Source organism: Pseudomonas sp. C6002, assembly GCF_013385805.1.
Lineage (GTDB): Bacteria > Pseudomonadota > Gammaproteobacteria > Pseudomonadales > Pseudomonadaceae > Aquipseudomonas.
In genome coordinates this window covers 1-23,513 of sequence record NZ_JACAPH010000049.1, presented here as the reverse complement: position 1 = coordinate 23,513, position 23,513 = coordinate 1, and the positions used below count along the sequence as shown (strand labels likewise).

Annotated in this window: 21 protein-coding genes and 1 pseudogene; 7 read left to right on the top strand and 15 right to left on the bottom strand. The window is 62.3% G+C overall.

What is annotated here, in order from left to right; all coding sequences use genetic code 11:
- Positions 1–63 precede the first annotated feature (63 nt).
- On the bottom strand, positions 64–606 hold the full coding sequence (locus HX817_RS30670; RefSeq protein ID WP_003209127.1) for a helix-turn-helix domain-containing protein: 543 nt from the start codon (positions 604–606) through the stop codon (positions 64–66).
- Between the two features lie 104 nt (positions 607–710).
- Here HX817_RS30670 and HX817_RS30665 point away from each other — a divergent pair, with 104 nt between their 5' ends.
- The 5 genes from HX817_RS30665 to HX817_RS30645 all read left to right on the top strand — a co-directional run bounded on the left by HX817_RS30665 (position 711) and on the right by HX817_RS30645 (position 6,806).
- Entirely contained in the window at positions 711–1,493 is a 783-nt protein-coding gene (locus HX817_RS30665) for an aldolase (RefSeq protein ID WP_003209128.1), read from the top strand.
- 27 nt (positions 1,494–1,520) lie between these two features.
- Positions 1,521–2,408: a dihydrodipicolinate synthase family protein gene (locus tag HX817_RS30660; protein ID WP_177042326.1), complete on the top strand. Its 888-nt coding sequence runs from the start codon at positions 1,521–1,523 to the stop codon at positions 2,406–2,408.
- A gap of 206 nt (positions 2,409–2,614) precedes the next feature.
- The gene (locus HX817_RS30655) at positions 2,615–3,154 is read left to right on the top strand and encodes an RNA polymerase sigma factor (protein WP_087692632.1); all 540 of its coding nucleotides are present in this window, start codon (positions 2,615–2,617) and stop codon (positions 3,152–3,154) included.
- Complete coding sequence (locus HX817_RS30650; RefSeq protein WP_177042324.1) at positions 3,151–4,119, top strand: FecR domain-containing protein; 969 nt, start codon at positions 3,151–3,153, stop codon at positions 4,117–4,119. The genes HX817_RS30655 and HX817_RS30650 overlap by 4 nt, the downstream gene beginning before the upstream one ends.
- A gap of 128 nt (positions 4,120–4,247) precedes the next feature.
- Positions 4,248–6,806 carry a TonB-dependent receptor gene (locus HX817_RS30645; protein WP_177042322.1) on the top strand — a complete coding sequence of 853 codons (2,559 nt, stop codon included), beginning with the start codon at positions 4,248–4,250 and terminating at the stop codon, positions 6,804–6,806.
- Between the two features lie 105 nt (positions 6,807–6,911).
- Here the strand turns inward: HX817_RS30645 and HX817_RS30640 are convergent, their stop codons facing one another.
- Both HX817_RS30640 and HX817_RS30635 read right to left on the bottom strand, forming a co-directional pair.
- On the bottom strand, positions 6,912–7,229 hold the full coding sequence (locus HX817_RS30640; RefSeq protein WP_003209138.1) for a ribbon-helix-helix domain-containing protein: 318 nt from the start codon (positions 7,227–7,229) through the stop codon (positions 6,912–6,914).
- A 16-nt stretch (positions 7,230–7,245) separates the two neighbouring features.
- The gene (locus tag HX817_RS30635) at positions 7,246–7,827 is read right to left on the bottom strand and encodes a DJ-1/PfpI family protein (RefSeq protein ID WP_102606425.1); all 582 of its coding nucleotides are present in this window, start codon (positions 7,825–7,827) and stop codon (positions 7,246–7,248) included.
- Between the two features lie 310 nt (positions 7,828–8,137).
- On the opposite strand from HX817_RS30635, the pseudogene HX817_RS30630 reads away from it, so the two are divergent.
- Positions 8,138–9,035: pseudogene (locus HX817_RS30630) on the top strand (DMT family transporter).
- Between the two features lie 109 nt (positions 9,036–9,144).
- On the opposite strand, the gene HX817_RS30625 reads toward HX817_RS30630, so the two are convergent.
- Genes HX817_RS30625 through HX817_RS30610 form a run of 4 tightly spaced genes read right to left on the bottom strand, consistent with a single transcriptional unit; the run spans position 9,145 to position 12,386 of the window.
- On the bottom strand, positions 9,145–10,362 hold the full coding sequence (locus HX817_RS30625; RefSeq protein ID WP_177042320.1) for an SAM-dependent methyltransferase: 1,218 nt from the start codon (positions 10,360–10,362) through the stop codon (positions 9,145–9,147).
- A gap of 41 nt (positions 10,363–10,403) precedes the next feature.
- Positions 10,404–11,021 (bottom strand): TPM domain-containing protein, encoded by a 618-nt coding sequence (locus HX817_RS30620; RefSeq protein ID WP_003209147.1) that lies wholly within the window; start codon positions 11,019–11,021, stop codon positions 10,404–10,406.
- Between the two features lie 28 nt (positions 11,022–11,049).
- Positions 11,050–11,778, bottom strand: a complete 729-nt coding sequence (locus tag HX817_RS30615) for a YgcG family protein (RefSeq protein ID WP_003209148.1) — start codon at positions 11,776–11,778, stop codon at positions 11,050–11,052.
- Positions 11,778–12,386: a LemA family protein gene (locus HX817_RS30610; protein ID WP_003209150.1), complete on the bottom strand. Its 609-nt coding sequence runs from the start codon at positions 12,384–12,386 to the stop codon at positions 11,778–11,780. Before HX817_RS30610 ends, HX817_RS30615 begins: the two co-directional genes overlap by 1 nt.
- A 214-nt stretch (positions 12,387–12,600) precedes the next feature.
- Here HX817_RS30610 and bglX point away from each other — a divergent pair, with 214 nt between their 5' ends.
- Positions 12,601–14,892: a beta-glucosidase BglX gene (bglX, locus tag HX817_RS30605; RefSeq protein WP_177010036.1), complete on the top strand. Its 2,292-nt coding sequence runs from the start codon at positions 12,601–12,603 to the stop codon at positions 14,890–14,892.
- A gap of 128 nt (positions 14,893–15,020) precedes the next feature.
- Here the strand turns inward: bglX and HX817_RS30600 are convergent, their stop codons facing one another.
- The 8 genes from HX817_RS30600 to HX817_RS30565 all read right to left on the bottom strand — a co-directional run bounded on the left by HX817_RS30600 (position 15,021) and on the right by HX817_RS30565 (position 23,258).
- On the bottom strand, positions 15,021–16,178 hold the full coding sequence (locus tag HX817_RS30600; RefSeq protein ID WP_008430889.1) for a phosphatidylserine/phosphatidylglycerophosphate/cardiolipin synthase family protein: 1,158 nt from the start codon (positions 16,176–16,178) through the stop codon (positions 15,021–15,023).
- Between the two features lies 1 nt (position 16,179).
- The gene (locus tag HX817_RS30595; protein WP_134325861.1) at positions 16,180–16,761 is read right to left on the bottom strand and encodes a YceI family protein; all 582 of its coding nucleotides are present in this window, start codon (positions 16,759–16,761) and stop codon (positions 16,180–16,182) included.
- A gap of 160 nt (positions 16,762–16,921) precedes the next feature.
- A complete protein-coding gene (locus tag HX817_RS30590; RefSeq protein ID WP_003209157.1) occupies positions 16,922–17,692 on the bottom strand; it encodes a helix-turn-helix domain-containing protein in 771 nt (256 codons plus the stop codon).
- A gap of 64 nt (positions 17,693–17,756) precedes the next feature.
- On the bottom strand, positions 17,757–19,199 hold the full coding sequence (locus HX817_RS30585; RefSeq protein ID WP_177042318.1) for an amidase: 1,443 nt from the start codon (positions 19,197–19,199) through the stop codon (positions 17,757–17,759).
- Positions 19,196–20,506: a citrate-proton symporter gene (locus HX817_RS30580; RefSeq protein ID WP_177042316.1), complete on the bottom strand. Its 1,311-nt coding sequence runs from the start codon at positions 20,504–20,506 to the stop codon at positions 19,196–19,198. The genes HX817_RS30585 and HX817_RS30580 overlap by 4 nt, the downstream gene beginning before the upstream one ends.
- Before the next feature lie 56 nt (positions 20,507–20,562).
- Positions 20,563–21,738, bottom strand: coding sequence for a M20 aminoacylase family protein (locus HX817_RS30575; protein WP_087692640.1), 1,176 nt, complete (start codon positions 21,736–21,738; stop codon positions 20,563–20,565).
- A gap of 129 nt (positions 21,739–21,867) precedes the next feature.
- The gene (locus HX817_RS30570; protein WP_177042314.1) at positions 21,868–22,182 is read right to left on the bottom strand and encodes an amidase; all 315 of its coding nucleotides are present in this window, start codon (positions 22,180–22,182) and stop codon (positions 21,868–21,870) included.
- Entirely contained in the window at positions 22,179–23,258 is a 1,080-nt protein-coding gene (locus tag HX817_RS30565; RefSeq protein WP_177042311.1) for a serine hydrolase, read from the bottom strand. Before HX817_RS30565 ends, HX817_RS30570 begins: the two co-directional genes overlap by 4 nt.
- Positions 23,259–23,513: the final 255 nt, after the last annotated feature.

The following is a 23,513-nucleotide window of genomic DNA, read 5'->3' as shown; positions in this document are numbered from 1 at the left end:
GCTGTAAGAGCGGAACCGATATAAGCCATCACCCAAATAACGGATATGCCCCCACCCCCACCATCACCCCTCAGCACTATGCACCACCACCAAAAGCTGCGCCTGAACCTCCCCCACCGACCGAATCCGATGCGGCTTCTGCGCATTGAAATGCAACGCATCCCCCCGATTCAACACCACCCGCTCACTCATGAAATCCACCTCAACCTGGCCTTCATGCACAAACAAAAACTCCTCCCCCAAATGTTCCTTGAAGGTCTTGTCGGTGAACTCCGCCGGCGGGTAAATGATGAACGGCAACAAACTACGCTCACTGACCTGATGCGCCAACACCGCGTAACCCGGTGACGCATCGGTGCCCGACAACGCCTGCCGTTCGTGGCTGCGCACCAGGCTGTAGCTGTCGAGGCTGACATTGTCCTCGCTGAACAATTCTTCGACCTTCACATTCAACGCCTTGGCCAGTTTCAGCGCCGCCGCAATCGACGGCGTATTCAACCCGCGTTCGACTTTCGACAGGTAACTCTTGGTCATCCCGGATTTTTCCGCGAGCGACTCCAACGTCACACCAAGTTTTTTTCTCAATATTTTCAAACGGATAGACATGCGCAGCGGTTAATCCATTAAAGAGGCGATGATGAATGCTTGCTAATGACACTTTGTGTCATATAGTCTCTTTAGTGTCATTTGCGACGAACAAGGACACTGATATGGCCAAGACATTAGCACTCCCGAAAGACCAACTGGTCAAGCAGGCGCTGACCCAGATGCAAAACACCCTGGCGGATAATACGTGGACCGACCGGCAAAAGCTGGCGTTGACCTGCCGGATCCTGTTCGAAAACGGCCACGACTCCGGCCTCGCCGGGCAGATCACCGCACGCGGCCCGACGCCTGGCACCTACTACACCCAACAACTGGGCCTGGGTTTTGATGAGATCACCGCCAGCAACCTGTTGCTGGTCAACGAAGACCTGGAGGTGCTGGAAGGCCATGGCATGCCCAACCCGGCCAACCGTTTTCACAGCTGGGTGTACCGCGGTCGCCCGGACGTGAACTGCATCATCCACACTCACCCGACCCACATCGCTGCGTTGTCGATGCTGGAAGTGCCGTTGCAGGTGTCCCACATGGACCTCTGCCCGTTGTACGAAGATTGCGCATTCCTCGAAGCCTGGCCCGGGGTGCCGGTGGGCAACGAAGAAGGTGAAATCATCACCGCTGCCCTGGGGGATAAACGCGCGATTCTGCTTTCCCACCACGGCCAATTGTCCACTGGGGCGAGCATCGAGGAAGCCTGTGTGATCGCACAGTTGATCGAACGCGCGGCCAAGTTGCAGCTGCTGGCGATGGCCGCCGGCACGATCAAGCCGATCCTGCCGGAACTGGGCCGCGAAGCCCATGACTGGATTTCCAAGCCCAAGCGCCACGGCGCCGCGTTCAACTACTACGCTCGGCAGAACCTGCGCCAACACGCCGATTGCCTGAACTGAAACCCTTTTTCGACCGGAGACCTTTCCATGTCCAGCCCTTCTATTCACGGCATTATCGGCTACACCATTACCCCGTTCAGCACGGACGGCCAGCGCCTTGACCTCGACGCCCTGGGCCTTTCGATCGACCGCCTGATCGACAGCGGCGTGCACGCTGTCGCACCGTTGGGCAGCACCGGCGAAGGCGCCTATCTCAGTGATGCAGAGTGGGATGAAGTCGCCACCTACAGCATCCAGAAGGTGGGCAAGCGTGTGCCGACCATCGTCAGCGTCTCCGACCTGACCACCGCCAAGGCCGTGCGTCGCGCGCAGTTTGCCGAGGCCCACGGCGCGGATGTGGTAATGGTATTGCCGGCCTCGTACTGGAAACTCAGCGAGGCGGAAATCCTCGCCCACTATGCGGCCATTGGCGACAGCATCGGCGTGCCGATCATGCTCTACAACAACCCGGCCACCAGTGGCACCGACATGTCGGTGGACTTGATCCTGCGCATCGTCAACAGCGTCGACAACGTGACCATGGTCAAGGAAAGCACCGGGGATATTCAGCGCATGCACCAATTGCACCGGCGCAGCGAGGGCCAGGTGCCGTTCTACAACGGCTGCAATCCGCTGGCACTGGAGGCGTTTGCGGCGGGCGCGAAAGGTTGGTGCACGGCGGCGCCGAATCTGATTCCTCAGCTCAACCTGGATTTGTATGAAGCCGTTTTGGCCAATGACCTGGAGAAAGCGCGGGAGCTGTTTTATCGCCAGTTGCCGTTGCTGAATTTCATCCTCAAAGGTGGCTTGCCGGCGACGATCAAGGCCGGTTTGCGGCTGACGGACCTGGAGTCGGGGGATCCACGGCTGCCGGTGTTCCCGCTGGCTGAGGCAGGCCGTGTTCAGTTGCAAGAGCTACTGACCCTGTTGCGCTGAAACGCAATCCAAATGTGGGAGCGGGCTTGCTCGCGAAGGCGGTGGGTCAGTCAATTAATAGGTCGACTGACTCACCGCATTCGCGAGCAAGCCCGCTCCCACATTTAGTCCGCATCCAACCTTGGATTTTCAATAGAGACAAATGACAATAATTCTCGATATCATTCACGACTTTTCCACGTCGTGCTTCGTCAAGAAGGATATCCATGTCTCGTCCCAAGCCCGACCCGCTGTCGGCCGATGCCTTTCGCGGGTTTTATGCAGATATCCTGCATTTCCTGCGTAAACGCACGGACAACGCCAGCGACGCGGCAGACATGACCCAGGATGTCTTCACCCAATGGCTGGACTACCGCGACCGGGCCCAGGTCGAGCAGCCACGGGCGTTTCTGTTCCAGATGGCGCGCAATCTGCTGCGCGATCACTGGCGCAAACAGAAGGTGCGGCACACCGTCCACCAGCAACAGGCCGAACTGGATGCCGAACCTGTCAGCGACTCGCGAGACGATCCCATGGCCGCCGCGCAACGCCTGCAACGCCTGGAACAGTTGAAAGAAGTCCTCTCTGAACTCTCGCCGAGAAGACGAGAAGCCCTTATGCTGCACCGCTTCGAAGGCCTGAGCCAGGCGCAGATCGCCGAGCGCATGGGCGTTTCGGTCAGCATGGTGGAAAAGCACATCGCTTTTGCCTTGCTGCATTGCAAGCAGCGACTTCAACAAGAACAGGGCAAGGAGCAGCCAGAATGACCCGCCTGAGCGACATCGACACCTGTGACATCGAGGCCAGCGACTCCATCGATGCCCAGGCCGCCAGCTGGTTTGCGCGCAACCGCAATGACGCCGGTCGCGCCGACCGCAAAGCGTTTGCCGCCTGGCAGTCCGAGCCGGCCCATGCCCGCGCCTATGCGGAATTCGAACAGCTGTGGGCCGACCTGGCCCAGTTGCAGCAACTGAACAAACCGACACCGCTGCCCGCGCGCAAGACACCCGCCTGGCGCCCGGCCCTGGCGGTGGCTGCCGCATTGGTGTGTGCCGTGCTGACGGGCAACATCGGCGCCCCACGCGAGCTGTTCCACGCCCAGGTCGCGGCCCATGCCAAAGGAATGCGCACCATGCATTTGCCCGACGGCAGCACCTTGTACGTCAACGCCAATACGCGCCTGCGGGTGGACTTCAACAGTCACCAGCGCATCGTGCATCTGGATCAGGGCCAGTTGTATATCGAGGTGGCGCCCGACAAGGAGCGTCCGCTGTTCGTGCAGGCCGGTGAAGCCAATGTGCGGGTGGTCGGCACCGGCTTCGATGTGCGGCGCAGCAAGCAGCAACTGGTGGTCAGCGTGGCCCATGGGCAAGTGGCGTTCGATCCGGATGCCAGGCTGCCGGCCACCCTGCTCGGCGCCGATCAGCGCGCTACGTTCAGTTATGCCAAAGGCACGCTGCAGCAGCAAACCCTCACTGCCGGCGAGGTCGCCGATTGGCGCGGCGGCCACGTGTCGTTTCGTAATCGCGAGCTGGCCAGCCTGATGGACGAGTTGAGCCTGTACCGGCCCCAGGCGCCGTTGCTGGTGGACAGCGCGGTGGCGCAACTGAAGGTCTCGGGCAATCTGGACGTGAATGATCCGGACGCCCTGCTCAACGCCCTGCCGGCACTGTTGCCGGTGAAAACCGTGGCCCTGGCCGACGGCAATATCAGGATCGAACCGCGCAAATAGCCCCGCGGAATTCTTATTTGAGAATATTTTGCATTCGCATGTGAGGATTATTTTTCCTGCCGCGTCTTCCTCGGGTCTGCGTTTGATACGCACACCTTTCTGGCCATTTGGCTACTCCGGGGGATTTCATGTTTCGCGCGCCTTGCCACGTTCAGCACCTGTTTCTTCGACCCACCGCCATTGCCGCCTGCCTGGCCTTCAGCCTGAGTGCCCAGGCCGAGTCGTTCAAGCTGCAACTGCCGGCCCAGTCCCTGGCCACGTCCCTGAGCCAGGTGGCGCAGCAGGCGAAAATCCAGCTGCTGTTCGATGAAGCGCTGCTGAAAAATATCCAGGCGCCGCCCCTCAATGGCGACTTCACACCGGAAGTGGCGATTCGCACCCTGCTCAAGGACGGCGAGTTCGTATTGCTCAAGGTCGGCAGCACTTACGTGGTGCGCTCCGAAGAGGGCAAGACCACCAACAGCAGCGCGATCCAGCTCGACGCCCTGAGCGTGATCGGCACCGGTAACGAGGTCGACTCCACCACCGTCGGCCGTTCCACCCTGACCCAGGCGGACATCGACCGCTACCAGTCCAACAACATTCCCAGCCTGCTGCAAACCTTGCCCGGCATCAGCCAGGGCGGCTCGCTGAAGCCCGGTGGCCAGACCATCAACATCCGTGGTTTCGGCGACGCCGAAGACGTGCCGCTGACCGTCGATGGCGCCACCAAAAGCGGTTTTGAGCGCTACCAGCAGGGCACTGTGTTTATCGAGCCCGAGCTGATCAAGAGCATCGAAGTGGAGAAAGGCCCCAACTCGCCCTTCAGCGGCAACGGCGGCTTTGGCGGTACGGTCAACATGACCACCAAGGATGCCCCGGACCTGCTCAAGGACGGGCGCAACAGCGGTGCCATGCTCAAATACGGCTACTCCAGCAACGACCATGAGCAGGTCTACAGCAGTGCCGTTTACGGGCGTACCGATGACGGCCGCTTCGATGCGCTGGCCTACCTGACCCAGCGCGACGGCGGCGACATGAAGCTGGCCGCCACCCTGCCCAACGACAACAATCAGTACCCGATCAACCCCAAGCGCCTGCCCAACAGCGCCCAGAATGTGGACGGCAAACTGTTCAAGTTCAATGCTCACTTCACCGATGAGCAAAGCCTGGGTCTGTCGTATTCGCGCTCCAACAGCCAGCGCTGGACGCCCTTCTCTGCCGCCAGCTACCCGACGCCGCCGACCCAGGCCAACATCGACCGCTATGGCTACGAAGCCGCGCTGAAACGCTTCCTGGCCAACCGCAATACCGTCGACACCACCTGGTCCGGCAAGTACGAATACCAGCCGATGAATAACCCGCTGGTGGACTTGACCATCAAGTACTCCGAATCCAATACCGACCAGACCGACGAGCGCGACGCCACGGCGTTTTTCCAGTTGGCCACCGGCGGGCGCAAGATGGACACCTCCTATAACGACAAGAACCTCGACGTACGCAACGTCAGCCTGTTTTCCACCGGTGCGTTGCAGCACGCGGTGACCACCGGTGTGCAAATCCGCAAGCACACCCGGGAAACCGAAATGTGGATGCCCGGCGCCACCTACAACACCCCGAAATACAACTACGGGCACTTCCAGCCGGGCTTCATGCCCCATGGCAAGGTCGACACCAACAGCTTCTTTATCCAGGACGCGGTGACGCTGGGCGATGTGACCATTACCCCGTCGATGCGCTATGACCATGTGCGCAACCGCGGCGAGGCCAACGACGCGCCGTACTACAGCAACCCGGACCCGGCCCTCGGCCATGACTACAGCGACCGCACTTACACCGGCTGGTCGCCACGCCTGGCGGCGTACTGGACCATCACCCCGAACGTGGCGATGTTCGCCAACTGGAGCCGCACCTGGCGTGCGCCAGTGATCGACGAACAGTATGAAGTCCAGGGCCTGGGCAGCCGCACCGCCACCAGCCTGGACCTGGACCCGGAGCGCATCACCTCCATCACCCTGGGCAACGTCACCAGTTTCGCCGACGTGTTCGCCCACGGCGACAACCTGCAACTGCGTACCACGCTGTTCCACAACAAGGTCGAGGACGAAATCTTCAAGGCCACGGGCGTGGGCTGCCAGAACCAGGCGGTCAACGGCGGGACGATTTCCAGCGCCTGCCCGCCGGGCGCGATGTCCAACTACCGCAACATCGGCGGCATGACCATCAAGGGTTTCGAGGCCGAGAGTTTCTATGACTCCACCTACGTGTTCGGCTCGGTATCGTTCGCCTACACCACCGGCAAACATGAAGGCGCCTACACCAACCCGTGGGGGCCGGACGTCTGGGCGCGGGACATTCCGCCAACCAAATGGGTGGTGGTGCTCGGCACCAAGATCCCGAGCCTGGATATGCGGGTAGGCTGGCAAGGGCAGTTCATCGGCGCCACCAGCCGCCTGCCGAGCGACAAGTATTCCGGCGGCCCGGGCACCAGCATCGGCGACCTGTTCTACGACCAGTACGGCAACAAGCGCTACAACACCCAGGGCCTCTTCGCCAGCTGGAAGCCGCAACAGGCTTACCTCAAGGGTACCGAGGTGAACTTCACCGTGGACAACCTGTTCAACAACAACTTCCGACCGGCCCTGAGCGGCGACCGCGCCTACACCAAGGGCCGGGATGCGAAGATCAGTGTGACGCGGTTCTTCTGACCCCACCTAATCAATGTGGGAGCGGGCTTGCTCGCGAAAGCGCTGGATCAGTCGGTACATGAGTTACCTGACACACCGCCTTCGCGAGCAAGCCCGCTCCCACATTCAGATCTTCTGCGCGCCATTTCTTGTATTCACAAGGCTGAGCTCTGGGGCGTGAACCCGCTGCTTGCTCAAATACCGCGTGCAACTCACCCGCAAGAACGAAGCAAAATTCACCACTTCGCCGCGGTAATCCATCACTTCTTCATACAGCTTGGCGATCAGTTGATTGGTGGTCATCCCATCCACCTCGGCGATTTCGCTGAGGATGTCCCAGAACTGGTTTTCCAGGCGCACGGTGGTCACCACGCCGCAGATGCGCAGGGAGCGCGAGCGGGATTCGTACAGAATCGGGTCGGCCTTGACGTACAGCTCGCACATGGCGATGACCTCCGCTTTACAGGGTGATTTTGGTGCCCAGCAGGCCGAGGAAACCCGCGAGCCAGCTTGGGTGCGCCGGCCACGCCGGGGCTGTTACCAGATTGCCTTGAACGTGGCTGTCGGTCACCGGGATATCGATGAACGTACCGCCCGCCAGTCGTACCTCCGGCCCGCACGCCGGGTAGGCGCTGCACTCGCGGCCTTCCAGGATCCCGGCAGCCGCCAGCAGTTGAGCGCCATGGCACACGGCAGCGATGGGTTTGCCAGCCTGATCGAAATCCTTGACCAGTTGCAGGACCTTTTCGTTCAGCCGCAGGTACTCAGGGGCACGGCCACCCGGCACCAGCAGCGCGTCGTAGTCGGCAGCGTTCACCTTGGCAAAATCCGCATTCAGGGCAAACAGGTGCCCGGGCTTTTCGCTGTAGGTCTGGTCGCCTTCGAAGTCGTGGATCGCCGTGCGCACGGTCTGGCCGGCGGACTTGTCCGGGCACACGGCGTGCACGGTATGCCCCACCATCAGCAGCGCCTGGAACGGCACCATCACTTCATAGTCTTCGACGTAATCGCCGACCAGCATCAGGATTTTTTTCGCGGCCATGGGACATTCCTCCGGTTGAACGGTTGGGCAGACAGGAGTAGCCAAGATAGACCTGTGCCGATGAGCCGGGTAATGGCCCGCTACTACATCATTGCGGACCAGCCCTCTGTAGGAGCGAGCTTGCTCGCGAAGCACGTTAACGATAACGCGGGTAACCAGACAGCCCGCGACGCTCTCAGGTTTTTCGCGAGCAAGCTCGCTCCTACACAAACTGTACGGTCCAATCTGCACCCAGCTGTAAGCGCGCGTTTGCGGGGCTTTGTGGCTAGATGAACATCCACTTCCGGCCCATTCGATTCTGGTTCCTTCCATGAGCTCCCGCGAAAATACCGGCATGGCCCTCGGCCTGCTGGGCGTCGTCATCTTCAGCCTCACCCTGCCCTTCACCCGTATCGTGGTGCAGGAAATCCACCCGTTGCTCAATGGCCTGGGCCGGGCGTTGTTCGCGGCGGTGCCGGCGGCGGCGTTGTTGCTGTGGCGCCGTGAGCGCTGGCCCACCTGGCGCCAGGTGCGCGGGCTGACGCTGGTGATTGCCGGGGTAATCCTGGGTTTCCCGGTGTTGTCGGCCTGGGCCATGCAAACCTTGCCCGCGTCCCATGGCGCGCTGGTCAACGGGTTGCAGCCGCTGTGCGTGGCGCTGTATGCGGCGTGGCTGTCCCATGAACGTCCGTCGAAGGCCTTCTGGGCCTGCGCGGCGCTGGGCAGTGCGCTGGTGCTGAGTTATGCGTTGATCACCGGGGCCGGCAGCATCCAGGCGGGCGACCTGTTGATGCTCGGCGCGATTGCCGTGGGTGGCCTGGGTTATGCCGAAGGCGGCCGGTTGGCCAAGGAGATGGGCGGCTGGCAGGTAATCTGCTGGGCGCTGGTGCTGTCGACGCCGGTATTGATCGGGCCGGTGGCCTACCTGGCGCTGCAACACGAAGGGCCGATCTCCGCGCACCTGGTGGGCGTTTGGTTATGTCTCGTTGTTTTCGCAGTTCCTGGGGTTCTTTGCGTGGTACGCCGGGCTCGCCATGGGTGGCATCGCCCGGGTCAGCCAGATTCAGCTGTTGCAGATCTTTTTCACCATCGCGTTTTCGGCGCTGTTTTTTGGTGAACACATCGAGCCGATTACCTGGCTGTTTGCCTGCGGGGTGATTGTGACGGTGATGTTGGGGCGCAAGACCAGCGTGAAGCCTGCGCCAGCTCCCAAGGCGAGCGCGATCTAATGTGAGAGCGGGCTTGCTCGCGAATGCGGTGGGTCAGTTGATACATCAGGTGACTGACACACCGCTTTCGCGAGCAAGCCCGCTCCCACATTTTTGATTTGCGTCGTACTCAGGCGAGGTAACCGTCCGACAGCAGCAGGGCTTCCAGGCAATGTTCGGTGATGTTGTAGAACGCCTTGAGCTCCTGGATTTTCTCCAGGAGTTGAGCGTTGTCCACCGGCTCGGCACGCTTCACCGCCAGGATCATCTTGTTCTTGTTGGTGTGCTCCAACGAGATGAACTCAAACACTTTGGTCTCATAGCCGCACGCCTCAAGGAACAACGCGCGCAAACTGTCGGTGACCATTTCCGCCTGCTGGCCCAGGTGCAGGCCGTATTGCAGCATCGGCTTGAGCAGCGCCGGGCTCTGGATCTGCAGGCGAATCTGCTTGTGGCAGCACGGCGAGCACATGATGATCGACGCACCGGAGCGGATGCCGGTGTGAATCGCGTAGTCGGTGGCGATGTCGCAGGCATGCAGGGCGATCATCACGTCCAGCTCGCTGGGCGCGACGCTGCGCACATCCCCGCACTTGAACACCAGCCCCGGGTGGTCCAGGCGGGCGGCGGCGTTGTTGCACAGGGTCACCATGTCTTCGCGCAGCTCCACGCCGGTGACTTCGCCCTCGGCGTTGAGGGTGTTGCGCAGGTAGTCGTGGATGGCAAACGTCAGGTAACCCTTGCCCGAACCAAAGTCCGCGACCCGCACCGGCTGGTCCAGCTTCAGCGGCGAGGTGGTCAGCGCATGGCTGAATACTTCGATGAATTTGTTGATCTGCTTCCACTTGCGCGACATCGCCGGGATCAGCTCGTGTTTGGCGTTGGTCACACCAAGGTCGGCGAGGAAGGGCCGGGTCAGGTCCAGGAAGCGATTCTTCTCGCGGTTGTGCTCGGCAGACGGCGCTTCGCGCAGTTGCTGCGGCTTGCTTTTGAACAGTGAGCTTTTGTTTTTCTTGCTGTATTCCAGCTGGGCTTCGTCGGTCACCGACAGCAGGTGCGCATTCTTGAACGCCGCCGGCAACAACTCGGCAATTGCCGCCACGCCGTCGGCCAGGGAGAAGTTCTTGGTGATGTCGCGGGTCTTGTAGCGATAGACGAAGGACAGGCAAGGCTGATCCTTGACCGTCAGCTGCTTGATGATCAGCTTCTGAAGATCAGGCTCGGTGCCGACGTACTTGGCCAGCACCAGCTTGATAAAGGCGTTTTGCTCAAGGCTCGCGCTCAGCAGTTCGAGGAACTGCGCGTGATGATCCGGCGCGGGGCTGGCAGGTTTAGCGGTGGCAGACATGAACAAAAACGCCTCGGGCAGGGAATGCCGGGAATTTTACACTACTCCAACACCACCAACCGATTCGGCAGCTCATTGCGTGCGTGGGTCACCGGTACGTGCTCCCTGAGCAATTCCCCGCAAGCCTCAATACACGCCACAAACCCGGCCAACGTCTGGCCTTGCTTCACCTGGCGGGTGAAGTCCTTGACGATCGCATCCCAACTGCTGTCATCCAGGCGACTGGAAATCCCCTTGTCCACCAGGATTTCCACATACCGCTCGGCCTCACTGACAAAAATCAGCACCCCGGTGCTGCCCAGCGTGTGGTGCAGGTGCTGCTCGAGAAACTGCCGCCGTGCCAGGTTGGACGCGCGCCAATGGCGCACCGAGCGCGGGATCAGTCGCGTGGTGACCCTGGGCAAACGGAACACCAGGCACAGCACGACGAACGTGCCCCACTGCGCCAGCAGCAAGGTGTACATGGTCAACCAGCCCGACAGGTAGTGAATGATCCCCGGCACCACCAGCGCCAGCAGGCTGGCCCACAGCAGCGGGATGTAGGCGTAGTCGTCGGCGCGGGCCGCGAGCACGGTCACCAGTTCGGCGTCGGTCTGTTGCTCGACCCGGGCGATCGCCTCGGCGACCTGGCGTTGCTCGTGTTGACTCAGTAATGCCATGGTTGTTGATGCTCTCTCGTTATTGTCATTACCAGCCGCCCGAGGCGCCACCGCCGCCAAAACCACCGCCGCCGCCCCTGAAGCCACCACCGCCACCGCCTCCCCCGCCGCCACGACCGCTGCTGCTAAGAATCGCCAGCAGGATAGCGCCAACGGGCAGGCCCATGCGATTGCACAGCCACAACACTGCCAGCAACAGGATGAACAGGCCAATGGAAATGCCCGGGTTTTGCTTGGCGAAGTTGGCCTCGGACACATGCGCCGGTACGGCCAGCGGATCGCCGCCCACCACCTGCAGCATCGCCGCCACGCCGTCGCTGATGCCCTTGCTGTAGTTGCCCGCCTTGAACGCCGGGGCGATCACCTGGTTGATGATCACCCAGGACTGCGCATCCGTGAGCACGCCTTCCAGGCCATAACCCACTTCGATGCGAATCTTGTGCTCATCCCGGGCGACGATCAGCAGGGCGCCGTTGTCCTTGCCCTTCTGGCCGATGCCCCAGGCGCGGCCCAGTTGATAACCGAAGTCTTCAATGGGCACGCCTTGCAGGTCGGGCACGGTGACCACCACGATCTGGTCGCCGCTGGTCTGCTCCAGCGCCTGCAACTGCTGGGTCAGCTGCGCACGCACGGCCGGGTCGATCATCTGGGCGTTGTCCACCACCCGTCCGGTCAGGGCCGGGAAATTCAGGGCGGCCTGGGCGGTCAGGCTGAAGGCCAGCAGCACCGCCGCCATCAGCCAAGCGCGCTTGCCCATCAGAATTTCACTTGCGGCGCTTTATCGGCATCGGCACTCGTGGCCTCGAAGTTGGCGCGGACCGGCAAGTCGCTGTACATCACGCTGTGCCACAGGCGGCCAGGGAAGGTGCGGATCTCGGTGTTGTAGGCCTGCACTGCCTGGATAAAGTCGCGGCGGGCCACGGCGATGCGATTTTCGGTGCCTTCAAGCTGCGATTGCAGGGCCAGGAAGTTCTGGTTGGCCTTCAGGTCCGGGTAGCGCTCGGACACCACCATCAAACGGCTGAGTGCACCGCTCAAACCGTCCTGGGCTTGCTGGAACTGCTTGAGTTTCTCGGGATTGTCGAGGGTGCTGGCGTCCACCTGGATCGAGGTGGCCTTGGCCCGCGCTTCGATCACGGCCGTCAGGGTGTCCTGTTCATGGGCGGCGTAGCCCTTGACCACTTCCACCAGGTTGGGGATCAGGTCGGCGCGCCGCTGGTACTGGTTCTGCACCTGGGCCCAGGCCGCCTTGGCCTGTTCGTCCAGGGTCGGGATCTTGTTGATGCCGCAACCGCTCAGCACGGTGCTCACCAGTATCAATGCCACGGCCTTCCAGCCCCAACGGTAACCTTGTGCTGCTTGCATGGTGTTTCTCCTGCCAAACCTATGAAATTTACCGACTGACGCGTTAGCCACGGGCTTAGGGCATAATCCGCCGCCACCCACTGGATTGCATCGTGCCAATCAGCTAAAAGATGCCCAGCGCCAATAAGAGTTCAGAAGTGTGCGGTATTTATCTGAACAACACCCGAACAACAATAGACGCTCTCCGGTCCCAAGGCTGCGAGAAAGGATTTTCATGAAGAAGCTGTGTTTGCTGGGCCTTGTTGTCAGTTTGGCCACTCATTCCGTATTAGCCGAAACAAAGCCCGCAGTGCTCAAGGACAAGGACGCCTTCGTCAGTGACCTGCTCAAGCAGATGACCCTTGATGAGAAGATCGGCCAATTGCGCCTGATCAGCATCGGCCCCGAAATGCCCCGCGAACTGATCCGCAAGGAAATCGCCGCCGGTCGCATCGGCGGCACCTTCAATTCGATAACTCGCCCGGAAAACCGTCCGATGCAGGACGCAGCCATGCGCAGCCGGTTGAAGATCCCGATGTTCTTCGCCTATGACGTGATCCACGGCCACCGCACGATATTCCCCATCAGCCTGGCCCTGGCTTCCAGCTGGGACATGGACGCCATCGGCCACTCCGGGCGCATCGCCGCCCAGGAAGCTGCCGCCGACAGCCTCGACATCACCTTCGCGCCGATGGTCGACATCTCCCGCGACCCGCGCTGGGGCCGTACCTCCGAAGGCTTTGGCGAAGACACCTACCTGACCTCGCGCATTGCCGAAGTGATGGTCAAGGCCTTCCAGGGCAGCAGCCCGGCCAAGGCCGACAGCATCATGGCCAGCGTCAAGCACTTCGCCCTGTATGGCGCGGTGGAAGGCGGTCGCGACTACAACGTGGTCGACATGAGCCCGGTCAAGATGTACCAGGACTACCTGCCGCCCTACCACGCCGCCATCAAGGCTGGCGCCGGTGGCGTGATGGTTGCGCTGAACTCGATCAACGGCGTACCCGCCACCGCCAACACCTGGCTGATGAACGACCTGCTGCGCAAGGACTGGGGCTTCAAGGGCCTGGCCGTGAGCGACCACGGTGCGATCTTCGAGCTGATCAAGCACGGCGTGGCCAAGGACGGGCGTGAAGCCGCCAAGCTGGCGATCAAGGCCGGCATCGACATGAGCATGAACGACTCGCTCTACGGCAAGGAATTGCCCGGCCTGCTGAAGTCCGGCGAGATCGAACAGAGCGACATCGACAACGCCGTGCGCGAAGTGCTCGGCGCCAAGTACGACATGGGCCTGTTCGCCGACCCGTACCTGCGCATCGGCAAGGCCGAGGATGACCCGGCCGACACCTACGCCGAAAGCCGCCTGCATCGCGCCGACGCACGTGACGTGGCGCGCCGCAGCCAGGTGCTGCTGAAAAACCAGAACAACACCCTGCCGCTGAAAAAGGACGCGACCATCGCCCTGGTCGGCCCGCTGGCCAAGGCGCCGATCGACATGATGGGCAGCTGGGCCGCTGCCGGTAAACCCGCGCAATCGGTGACCCTGCTGGACGGCATGAACGCCGTGATCGGCGACAAGGGCAAGGTGATCTATGCCCGTGGCGCCAATATCACCAACGACAAGAAAGTCGTCGACTACCTCAACTTCCTGAACTTCGATGCCCCGGAAGTTGTGGATGACCCGCGCTCGTCCCAGGACATGATCGACGAAGCCGTCAAGGCCGCCAAAGGCGCCGATGTGGTCGTGGCCGCCGTGGGCGAGTCCCGTGGCATGTCCCACGAATCGTCGAGCCGCACCGACCTGAACATCCCGCAGAGCCAGCGCGACCTGATCAAGGCTTTGAAAGCCACCGGCAAACCGCTGGTGCTGGTGTTGATGAACGGCCGTCCGCTGTCGATTGTCGAGGAGAACGAACAGGCTGACGCAATCCTGGAAACCTGGTTCGCCGGCACCGAAGGCGGCAACGCTATCGCTGACGTGCTGTTCGGTGACTACAACCCGTCGGGCAAGCTGCCGATCACCTTCCCGCGTTCGGTGGGGCAGATTCCGACCTACTACAACCACCTGAGCATTGGCCGGCCGTTCACTCCGGGCAAGCCGGGCAACTACACCTCGCAGTACTTCGATGACACCACCGGGCCGCTGTTTCCGTTCGGTTACGGCTTGAGCTACACCAGTTTCAGCCTGTCGGACATGGCGCTGTCGTCCACCACCCTGAACAAGACCGGCAAGCTCGACGCCACCGTGGTGGTGAAAAACACCGGCAAGGTCGATGGCGAAACCGTGGTGCAGCTGTATATCCAGGACGTGGCCGGCTCGATGATCCGCCCGGTGAAGGAATTGAAGAACTTCCAGAAGATCATGCTCAAGGCGGGCGAAGAGCGCGCGGTGCACTTCACCATCACCGAGGAAGACTTGAAGTTCTACAACACCCAGCTGAAGTTTGCGGCTGAGCCGGGCGAGTTCAATGTGCAGATCGGGTTGGATTCGCAGGATGTGAAGCAGCAGAGCTTCGAACTGCTCTAAAGTCTTGCCCGGTCAAAATGTGGGAGCGGGCTTGCTCGCGAATGCGGTGGATCAGTTGATACATCAGGTGACTGACACACCGCTTTCGCGAGCAAGCCCGCTCCCACATGTGATTGGGGTATTCTGGCTTATCCGCGGCGGTCCAGCAGGTTGACCACCAACCGATCAATCCACCCCCACACCCGCTGCTTCACCCGCCGCCACAACGGCCGCGACTGCCATGCCTCAAGGCTCACCGCCTGGCTCAGGGCAAAATCCCGCTCGAAACTCCCCACCACTGCCAACGTCAATTCCGGGTCCAACGCTTCCAGGTTCGCTTCCAGGTTGAAGCGCAGATTCCAGTGATCGAAGTTGCACGAGCCAATGCTCACCCAATCGTCCACCAGCACCATTTTCAAGTGCAGGAAGCACGGCTGGTATTCAAAGATCTGCACCCCGGATTTGAGCAAACGCGGGTAGTAACGGTGCCCGGCATACCGCACCGACGGGTGATCGGTACGTGGCCCGGTCAACAGCAAACGCACATCCACCCCGCGCCCCGCCGCCCGGCGCAGGGCACGCCGTACGCTCCAGGTCGGCAGGAAATACGGCGTGGCCAGCCAGATACGCTGGTGGCCGCTGTTCAGCGCACGGATCAGTGACTGCAAGATATCCCGATGCTGGCGGGCGTCGGCATAGGCCACACGCCCCAACCCCGGTCCTGTCGCTGGCACCTTGGGCAACCGTGGCAGGCCAAAATGCGTGGCCGGTTTCCAGGCTCTACGATCGTCGTTCGCCAGCCACTGACGGTCGAACAACGCCTGCCAATCCAGCACCAGCGGGCCACGAATCTGCACCATCACTTCGTGCCAATCGGCGGTGTCTTCCCCGGGCGTCCAGAATTCATCCGTCACGCCGGTGCCGCCGACCACGGCGATGGTCTGGTCGATCAACAACAGCTTGCGGTGGTCCCGATAGAGGTTGCGCATCCAACGGCGCCAGCTCAGGCGGTTGTAGAATCGCAGGTCCACCCCGGCGTCGATCAACCGCCGACGCAGGCCCAGGGTAAACGCCAGGCTGCCGTAGTCATCGAACAGGCAACGTACGCGCACGCCACGTTCGGCGGCCGCCACCAGGGCCTGAACCATCGCCTCGGCACACGCGCCCGCCTCCACCAGATACAGCTCCAGCGCCACCTGTTGCTCAGCCTGGGCGATACCTTCCAGCATGCGCGGGAAGAAACTCGGGCCGTCGACCATCAGCTCGAAACGGTTGGCGCTGCGCCACGGGAACACTGCGCCGCTCATGTCAGCGCGCCGTGAAAATCAGTACCGCACCCACCGGCACCGACAGGCTGATCTGCGACAGCCCGGCGGCCTTGCGCAATGCGGCTACCCCCGGCAGCAAATCGAAATCCTCGGCGTGCACCACCAATGGCTCCAGAGTGACCACCTGGAAGCGTCGGTCATCCAGGCGGGTCGCCAGCAATTCGGTGCTGTAGGTCTGGGTCTTGCCGTGCAGGGTCACCGACAGCGGCAGGCGCAGCTCGTATTGCGCGCCGGGGGCCAGGTCGTTGATCGGTTGCAGGTTGATCTGCGCATTGATCACCGCGTCCGGGAAGGTCTTGATCTCGAACAGCTCATTGCGCATGCGCTCGTCGCGCAGCGGGATGCCGCTGTTGATCGACTCCAGTTCGACTTCCAGCTGCGCCGCGCCTTTGCTGTCGACCTTGCCATGCAGCACCAGGAAGCGCTGCACTTCGGCGATGTCGGTGTTCTTGGTGGTGACGAACGACAGGCGCGAGGACTCGTTGTCCAGGTACCAGTCGGCATGGGCAGGCACGGCGGCAGCGGCCAGCAGCAGGAAGGCCATGGGTTTGAACAGGGACATAAAGACTCTTGGGGCAAAAAACCTGGGCGAACAGTAACAAAGACCTCCTGTAGGAGCGAGCTTGCTCGCGAAGGTTGCCAACGATGACGCGGGCATTCTGAATGAACGCGGTGCCTGTGAGTTCTTCGCGAGCAAGCTCGCTCCTACGGGGGAACGGTGGTCAGGCCAACGCCTGCTGCACATCGCGAATCGTCGACTCCAGACTGGCCAGGTGCAGGCTCAGCACCCGTTCCACCGGTGCCTGATCCATCGGCCAATGCAGCGCCATGCTGCCCACCAACCGGCCATTGGCCCGCACCGGCAAGGCCACCGCGCGAATCAGGAACGGCAGGCGCACCGGGTATTCCCAATAGCCTTCGGTGCGTTGGCCAAACCCCTGGTGCTGGGATTGTTCACACGCCCGGTATTGATCGTCTTCCGCCACATGCTCACGACCGGCCAGGCGCTGCACTTCATCCGCCGACAATTGCGCCAGGCACGCCTTGCCCATGGCCGAATGAAACAGGCTGGCGTGCTGGCCGACGATCTGGCAATTGTTCGGGTAGAGCTTGCGCAGCACCGTGGGGATCGCGCTTTCCATCACCTCCAGGCGTTCGCCGTCGAAGCTCGACAGGTCCACCACCAGGCCGGTGCGTTCGCTGAGGTCCAGCAGCCACGGCGCGGCGCTTTCCACCAGTTGGCGCTTGAAGCGTTGCTGGGTGTCGCCGAACAACCGTCTGGCCCGCAGGCGGTAACGCCGGTCGCTGAGGCCACGATAGATCCAGCCCTGTTCCTGCAAGGTCAGCAGCATCCGCGAGACCGTGGCCTTGGGCAGGTGAGTCAGGTAATGCAACTCTTCCAGCCCCAGCGCCTGATGCTCGCCGAGCAATTCGATGATCGCCAGTGCCCGCCCTACTGAGCGTACGGTTCCCGTCTCGGCGTCGCTGCCCATGTGTCGATCTCCTTGATGCCGATGGATGATCTGATTTCACAGCAAGATACAGGCCCGTCGCGGCTCAACCGGTCGCCGAGAGGCAAGCGGGTGGGCGCCGCTGCACCCAGCGGGTCAGTTGTTCGTGGGCGTACGCCAGTTGCAACACTGTCCTGTCCGCCTGGGCCGGGCCGATGATCTGCAGGCCCATGGGCAAGCCCCGGGGGTTGAAACCCACCGGCACGTTCATGCTCGGCAGGCCGGCCAGGGTGGGGCCGATCACCACTTCCATCCAGCGATGGTAGGTGTCCATCTCGCGCCCTGCGACGAGGCGTGGCCAGGCTTGTTGTGCATCGAAAGGGAACACTTGGGCGGTGGGCAGCAACAGGAAATCGTAACGTTCGAACAGTTTGCCGAGGGCGCGGTACCAGTCGCTGCGGTTGATCGAAGCCTGGTAAACGTCCGCCGCACTCAGTTGCAATCCGCCCTGCACTTCCCATTGCGCCTCCGGCTTGAGCAGTGCACGTTTTTGCGGGTCGGCGTAGGCCGCGCCGAGGGAGCCCTGGATCAGCCAATGGCGGTGCACCAGCCAGGTCTGCCACAGGCGTTCCAGAGAAAATTCCGGTTGGCAGTGCTCGACCTCGCAACCCAGCGCAGCGAAGTCCTTGAGGGCCGATTCGCACAGGCTCATCACGCCGTCTTCCATCGGCAGGTAACCGTTGTAATCCCCGAGCCAGCCCAAGCGTGCACCCTTGAAGTCGCGCTGCAATGGCTCACCCAACACCGCCGGATCCTCCTTGAGCGACAGCGGCACCCGAGGGTCATAGCCGGCCTGCACACTCAGCAGCCGCGCCACATCCGCCACGCTGCGACCCATCGGGCCTTCCGTGGCCAGTTGCTGGACGAACAGCTCCGGCGCCGGCCCGTGAGGCACCCGCCCCTGGGACGGACGCAGGCCAAATACGTTATTGAACGCCCCCGGGTTTCGCAGCGAGCCCATCATGTCGCTGCCATCCGCTACCGGCAGCATGCGCAATGCCAGCGCCACCGCCGCGCCGCCGCTGCTGCCACCGGCCACCAGGCGCGGGTCATAGGCGTTGCCGGTGGTGCCGAACACGCTGTTGTAGGTCTGCGAGCCCAGGCCAAATTCCGGCACGTTGGTCTTGCCGATGATGATCGCGCCACTGGCCCGAACCCGCGCCACGCTGATCGCATCTTCTTGAGGAACATGCTCGGCGAACAGCGGCGAACCGAGGGTGGTGCGCAGGCCCCGGGTCGCCGCCAGGTCCTTGATCGCCTGGGGCATGCCGTGCATCCAGCCACGGGATTGGCCTTGGTCCAACTCGCGATCACGCTGCGCCGCTTCGGCCAGCACGTCCTCATGGGAGCGCAGCGAGACCAGCGCATTCACCGTCGGGTTGAAGCGTTCGACCTGGGCCAGATACGCCTGCATCACTTCATGGCAGGACACCTGCCGCGCATGGATCGCCCGAGACAGTTCGATGGCATCCAGTTCAACAATACTCAAGGTTTCACCTCGCTGGAAAACGGCGCCGGTCGTTTCGCCCGTGGCGCCTCATGCATGCAGTAAGTGCCCAGCAGCGTCAGGACGCAAGAGAACAGCACATAAAATGCCGGGGCTACCGGCGTGCCCAGCACCTTGCTGAGCCAGGTGACGATCAACGGCGCAAAGCCCCCGAATACCATCACCGCCACGTTGTACGCCACTGACACCCCGGTGGAGCGTACTTCGATGGGAAACTGCTCGGCCAGGGCCGTCGGCGCCGGGCCGAAAAAGCCGCCGATGGCAGTGCACAACATCACCTGCATCACCAGCAAACGCTCGATGGACGGTGCCGCCGCGACCCACACATACAGCGGGTACACCATCACAAAAAACGCCAGGGTGAACGCCATCAAGACCGGGCGCCGACCGAACCGATCCGACAGCAGGCCGGACAGCGGAATCACCACGGTCATCAGCGCCACCGCGAACATCTGCACCATCAACACTTGGTCCAGCGGCAGGCCGAGGTTCTTGTGGGCGAAGGTCGGCATGTTCACCAGCACCACGTAGAACGACACCGTTGCACCACAGGCCAGGCCCATCGAAACCAAGATGCTGCGGCGGTGGTCGCGGATGACGTCCATCAAGCTCGGCGCCGCACCCTTGGCCTGTTTGCGTGCCTCGATAAATTCCTCGGGGTCTTCCATGTGCCGGCGGATCCACAAGCCCACCGGGCCGATCAGCAAGCCGAAGATGAACGGCAGGCGCCAGCCCCAGACTTCAAGGGTTTGCGGCTCGAAGAAGTGCGTGACCAACGCCACCATCGCCGCGCCGCCGAACACCGCCAGGCACTGTCCCACCAACTGCCAGGAACCGTACAGGCCCTTGCGATGGGCCGGCGCGCTCTCCACCAGGAACGCCGTGGCACTGGCGTATTCACCGCCGGTGGCAAAGCCCTGGAGCATGCGCGCAACCACGATCAGCATCGGCGCGCCCATGCCGATGGCAGCATAGCTGGGGGCGAAAGCGATCAGGGCGATGGAGATGGTCATCAACCGGATGATCAGTTGCATCGCAGCCTTGCGGCCTTTGCGGTCCGAATACATGCCCAGCAGAATCCCGCCCACCGGGCGCATGAAGAAGCCGACGCCAAAGGTGGCCAGGGCCATCAGCAGCGAGGCGTATTCATCCTCCGAGGGGAAAAACTGCCGGGCGATAATGCTGGCGAGAAAGCCGTAGACGATGAAGTCATACCATTCCAGCGCATTGCCGATCACCGCCGCCACCACCTGGCGGGTGCGGGATACACCTTGTTTTGAAGCCTGCATGGGAACACTCCATTCAACCAGTCGGAAAAGGGTCCAGCGGCAGAAAAAAGAGGTCGTCAGGCGGGCTTGAGCCAGCTCTCGGCCAGCGCGCCCCAGTAGGCGGCGCCGGTCAACAGGATGTCGTCGTTGAAGTCATAGGCGGGGTTGTGGACCATCGGCCGCGAGACGCCGTTGCCGATAAACAGGTAGCTGCCGGGGCAGCGCTGCAGCATCCAGGCGAAGTCTTCGCTGCCCATCAGCTTGGTGGTGTTGCCGTCGACGGCATCTTCACCCAGCAGGGCGACGCCGACCTGGCGGGCGAATTCGGTTTCTTCGGGGTGGTTGACCAGCACCGGATAGGCCGGCCGATGTTCGATCTGCGCGGTGCAGCCGAAGCTCGCGGCCTGGGTCAGGATGATCGCCTTGACCCGCTCCAGCATCAGCTCACGCACGTTCGCATCCAGGGCACGCAGGCTCAAACGCAATAGTGCTTGCTGGGGAATCACGTTGGCAGCCTGGCCCGCTTGCAGGGCACCGACGGTCACTACTGCGGCTTCCTGGGCATTGATATTGCGCGCCACCACGGTCTGCAACGCCATGACCATACTGGCGGCGGCCACCAGCGGGTCGACCGTCAGGTGCGGCATGGAGCCATGGCCACCGACGCCTTCGAGGGTCACGGTGAGCAGGTCCTGGGAGGCCATCATCGGTCCAACGCGCAGGCCCAGATGGCCGGCGGGCAAGCCCGGCATGTTGTGCATGCCGAACAATGCGTCGCAGGGAAACCGCTCCAGCAAGCCGTCGGCGAGCATGGCTTCGGCGCCGCCCTGACCTTCTTCGGCGGGCTGGAAAATCAGGTTCAGGGTGCCGTCGAATTGACGGGTCGCGGCCAGGTAACGCGCGGCGCCCAGCAGCATGGTGGTGTGGCCGTCATGACCGCAGGCATGCATGCAGCCGGCGTGTTGGCTGCTGTAGCTGGCGCCGGTGTTTTCGATGATCGGCAACGCGTCCATGTCGGCGCGGATACCGAGCTTGCGCGAGCTGCTGCCATTGCGCAGCACACCCACCACGCCGGTCTGGCCGATGCCGGTATGGACTTCGTAGCCCCAGTTACGCAGCGATTGCGCCACGAGGGCGGAGGTGCGGTTTTCTTCAAAGCCCAGTTCGGGGTGGGCGTGAATGTCCTGACGCACGGCGTGCAGGTCGCTGGCGACATCGCTCAGCCAATCCAGGATGTGCTGGTGTGGGCTCATGGTGATTCTCCTCGCAGGCGGGTGTTCCCGTTCTTTTTCGTTGCACACCGCCAGATAACCGCGATGTGCGCAGGAGGACAATCAAAGGTGGTTCCACCCTGTGGAACCTCAGCCCCACCTGTGGCTGCATTAGGGCAAGAGGCGGCAGCCCTCGCGTTGGCCCAGCCATTGGGCACTGTGGGTCCGGCCCAGGCCGCTGGCGGTCACGAGGTGTTTTTCAGGGTTGTCGGTGAAGGCGCTGGTGGGCACGTATTGCTTCACATAACCCAGGCAATAATCAGCGGGATTGCCTTCCACATATCGGCAGGAGCAGTACTCCTTGGCGGTGTAGGCCGCGATGATGTCGGGGAAGGCTTGCAGGTTGACCCGCTCGTGCCAGACCCAGCCGAGCAACACGAGTAACAGCAGGGTCAACAGGCTGATGAAGGGATGACGGCGGATCATGGTTGCACCGCTGCAAGGACGCGTTTGAGGAGTTCGTTGTGGCGATAGCTGCCGTCGCGGTCGTCACCGTAGCGCACGATGACCAGCTGTTTTTCGGGCATCACGTAGAGCGCCTGCCCCCAGTGGCCGAGGGCGGCGAAGGTGTCGGCGGGCGCGTCCGGCCAGGGTCTGGCGGCGCCCTGCACTTCGCGGTTGAGCCACCATTGGCCGCCCGGAACGGCTTCGTCCTGGCCCGCCTTGTACTTGTCGAACGGTTGGCGATTGAACGCAACCCACTCCTTGGGCAGCAATTGTTGCTCGCCCCAACGGCCGTCGCGCTGCATCAGCAGGCCGACGCGGGCCAGGTCGCGGGCGGTGAGGTAGGCGTATGAGGACGCGACGAAGGTTTCCTCGGCATCGCTTTCCCAGGTGGCGTTGTGGATGCCCAGTGGCTGGAACAGGGCGGTCCATGGGTAGTCGACGTAGGCCTTGTGGCCGAGCATGCCCTTGAGGGTGGCGGACAGGATATTGCTGTCGCCACTGGAATAGCGGAATGCCTGGCCGGGGGCGCTGGAGGTTGCGGTGTCGGCGGCGAACTCGGCCATGTCGTGGTGGCCGCGGGTGTAGAGCATGGCGACCACCGAGGATTTCAGCGGGGCGTATTCGTAGTCTTCCTGCCAGTCGAGGCCCGAGGCCCAGTGCAGCAGGTCGGCCATGGTCACGCCGGGGTGTTGTTTCATCGGCGGGTAAAAGCGCGCGGCGGGGTCGGTGAGTTTGAAGCGGTTTTCGCCGAAGGCCACGCCGAGCACGGTGGCCAGCAGGCTTTTGCTGATGGACCAGGTCAGGTGCGGGGTGCTGGCGGTGGTGGGGGCGGCGTAGCGTTCGTAGATGATCTGGCCGTCGCGGATGACCAGCAAGGCGTCGGTGCGGACGCCTTTGCGGGTGGTGTCATCGCGGGGTGGGAAGGCGTAGTCGTCCAGGGCTTGGGCGGCCGGGCCGGTTAGCAGTTGGCCTTGGGACCAATCCTTCTGCGGCCAGGTTTCGGCGTGGGCTGTCAGGGTGAACAGCAGCGCGGCGTATAGGAGGCCTTTGAACATGGATTGGGACTCGGGGGCATTCAAGCCCGCGAGCCTAGCCCAGGGGGATGACGGTTTTGTTACGGACCCTGGGGTGAGTACATATCCGTTATTTGGGTGATGGCTGATATGGGTTCCGCTCTTACAGCGGCTCACTTTTGAACAGCGCAAAAGTAAGCAAAACGCTCTTGCCCCACCACTCGGCACCTCGCTTAGGCTCGGTGTGCCCTCACTCCGGCTTTGGACCGTGGGCCGCCGTCATGGGCCATCCTTGGC

Coding starts and splice junctions, on each gene's coding strand:
- HX817_RS30670 (WP_003209127.1), bottom strand. CDS start 606: ATGTCTATCCGTTTGAAAATATTGAGAAAAAAACTTGGTGTGACGTTG.
- HX817_RS30665 (WP_003209128.1), top strand. CDS start 711: ATGGCCAAGACATTAGCACTCCCGAAAGACCAACTGGTCAAGCAGGCG.
- HX817_RS30660 (WP_177042326.1), top strand. CDS start 1,521: ATGTCCAGCCCTTCTATTCACGGCATTATCGGCTACACCATTACCCCG.
- HX817_RS30655 (WP_087692632.1), top strand. CDS start 2,615: ATGTCTCGTCCCAAGCCCGACCCGCTGTCGGCCGATGCCTTTCGCGGG.
- HX817_RS30650 (WP_177042324.1), top strand. CDS start 3,151: ATGACCCGCCTGAGCGACATCGACACCTGTGACATCGAGGCCAGCGAC.
- HX817_RS30645 (WP_177042322.1), top strand. CDS start 4,248: ATGTTTCGCGCGCCTTGCCACGTTCAGCACCTGTTTCTTCGACCCACC.
- HX817_RS30640 (WP_003209138.1), bottom strand. CDS start 7,229: ATGTGCGAGCTGTACGTCAAGGCCGACCCGATTCTGTACGAATCCCGC.
- HX817_RS30635 (WP_102606425.1), bottom strand. CDS start 7,827: ATGGCCGCGAAAAAAATCCTGATGCTGGTCGGCGATTACGTCGAAGAC.
- HX817_RS30625 (WP_177042320.1), bottom strand. CDS start 10,362: ATGTCTGCCACCGCTAAACCTGCCAGCCCCGCGCCGGATCATCACGCG.
- HX817_RS30620 (WP_003209147.1), bottom strand. CDS start 11,021: ATGGCATTACTGAGTCAACACGAGCAACGCCAGGTCGCCGAGGCGATC.
- HX817_RS30615 (WP_003209148.1), bottom strand. CDS start 11,778: ATGGGCAAGCGCGCTTGGCTGATGGCGGCGGTGCTGCTGGCCTTCAGC.
- HX817_RS30610 (WP_003209150.1), bottom strand. CDS start 12,386: ATGCAAGCAGCACAAGGTTACCGTTGGGGCTGGAAGGCCGTGGCATTG.
- bglX (WP_177010036.1), top strand. CDS start 12,601: ATGAAGAAGCTGTGTTTGCTGGGCCTTGTTGTCAGTTTGGCCACTCAT.
- HX817_RS30600 (WP_008430889.1), bottom strand. CDS start 16,178: ATGAGCGGCGCAGTGTTCCCGTGGCGCAGCGCCAACCGTTTCGAGCTG.
- HX817_RS30595 (WP_134325861.1), bottom strand. CDS start 16,761: ATGTCCCTGTTCAAACCCATGGCCTTCCTGCTGCTGGCCGCTGCCGCC.
- HX817_RS30590 (WP_003209157.1), bottom strand. CDS start 17,692: ATGGGCAGCGACGCCGAGACGGGAACCGTACGCTCAGTAGGGCGGGCA.
- HX817_RS30580 (WP_177042316.1), bottom strand. CDS start 20,506: ATGCAGGCTTCAAAACAAGGTGTATCCCGCACCCGCCAGGTGGTGGCG.
- HX817_RS30575 (WP_087692640.1), bottom strand. CDS start 21,738: ATGAGCCCACACCAGCACATCCTGGATTGGCTGAGCGATGTCGCCAGC.
- HX817_RS30570 (WP_177042314.1), bottom strand. CDS start 22,182: ATGATCCGCCGTCATCCCTTCATCAGCCTGTTGACCCTGCTGTTACTC.
- HX817_RS30565 (WP_177042311.1), bottom strand. CDS start 23,258: ATGTTCAAAGGCCTCCTATACGCCGCGCTGCTGTTCACCCTGACAGCC.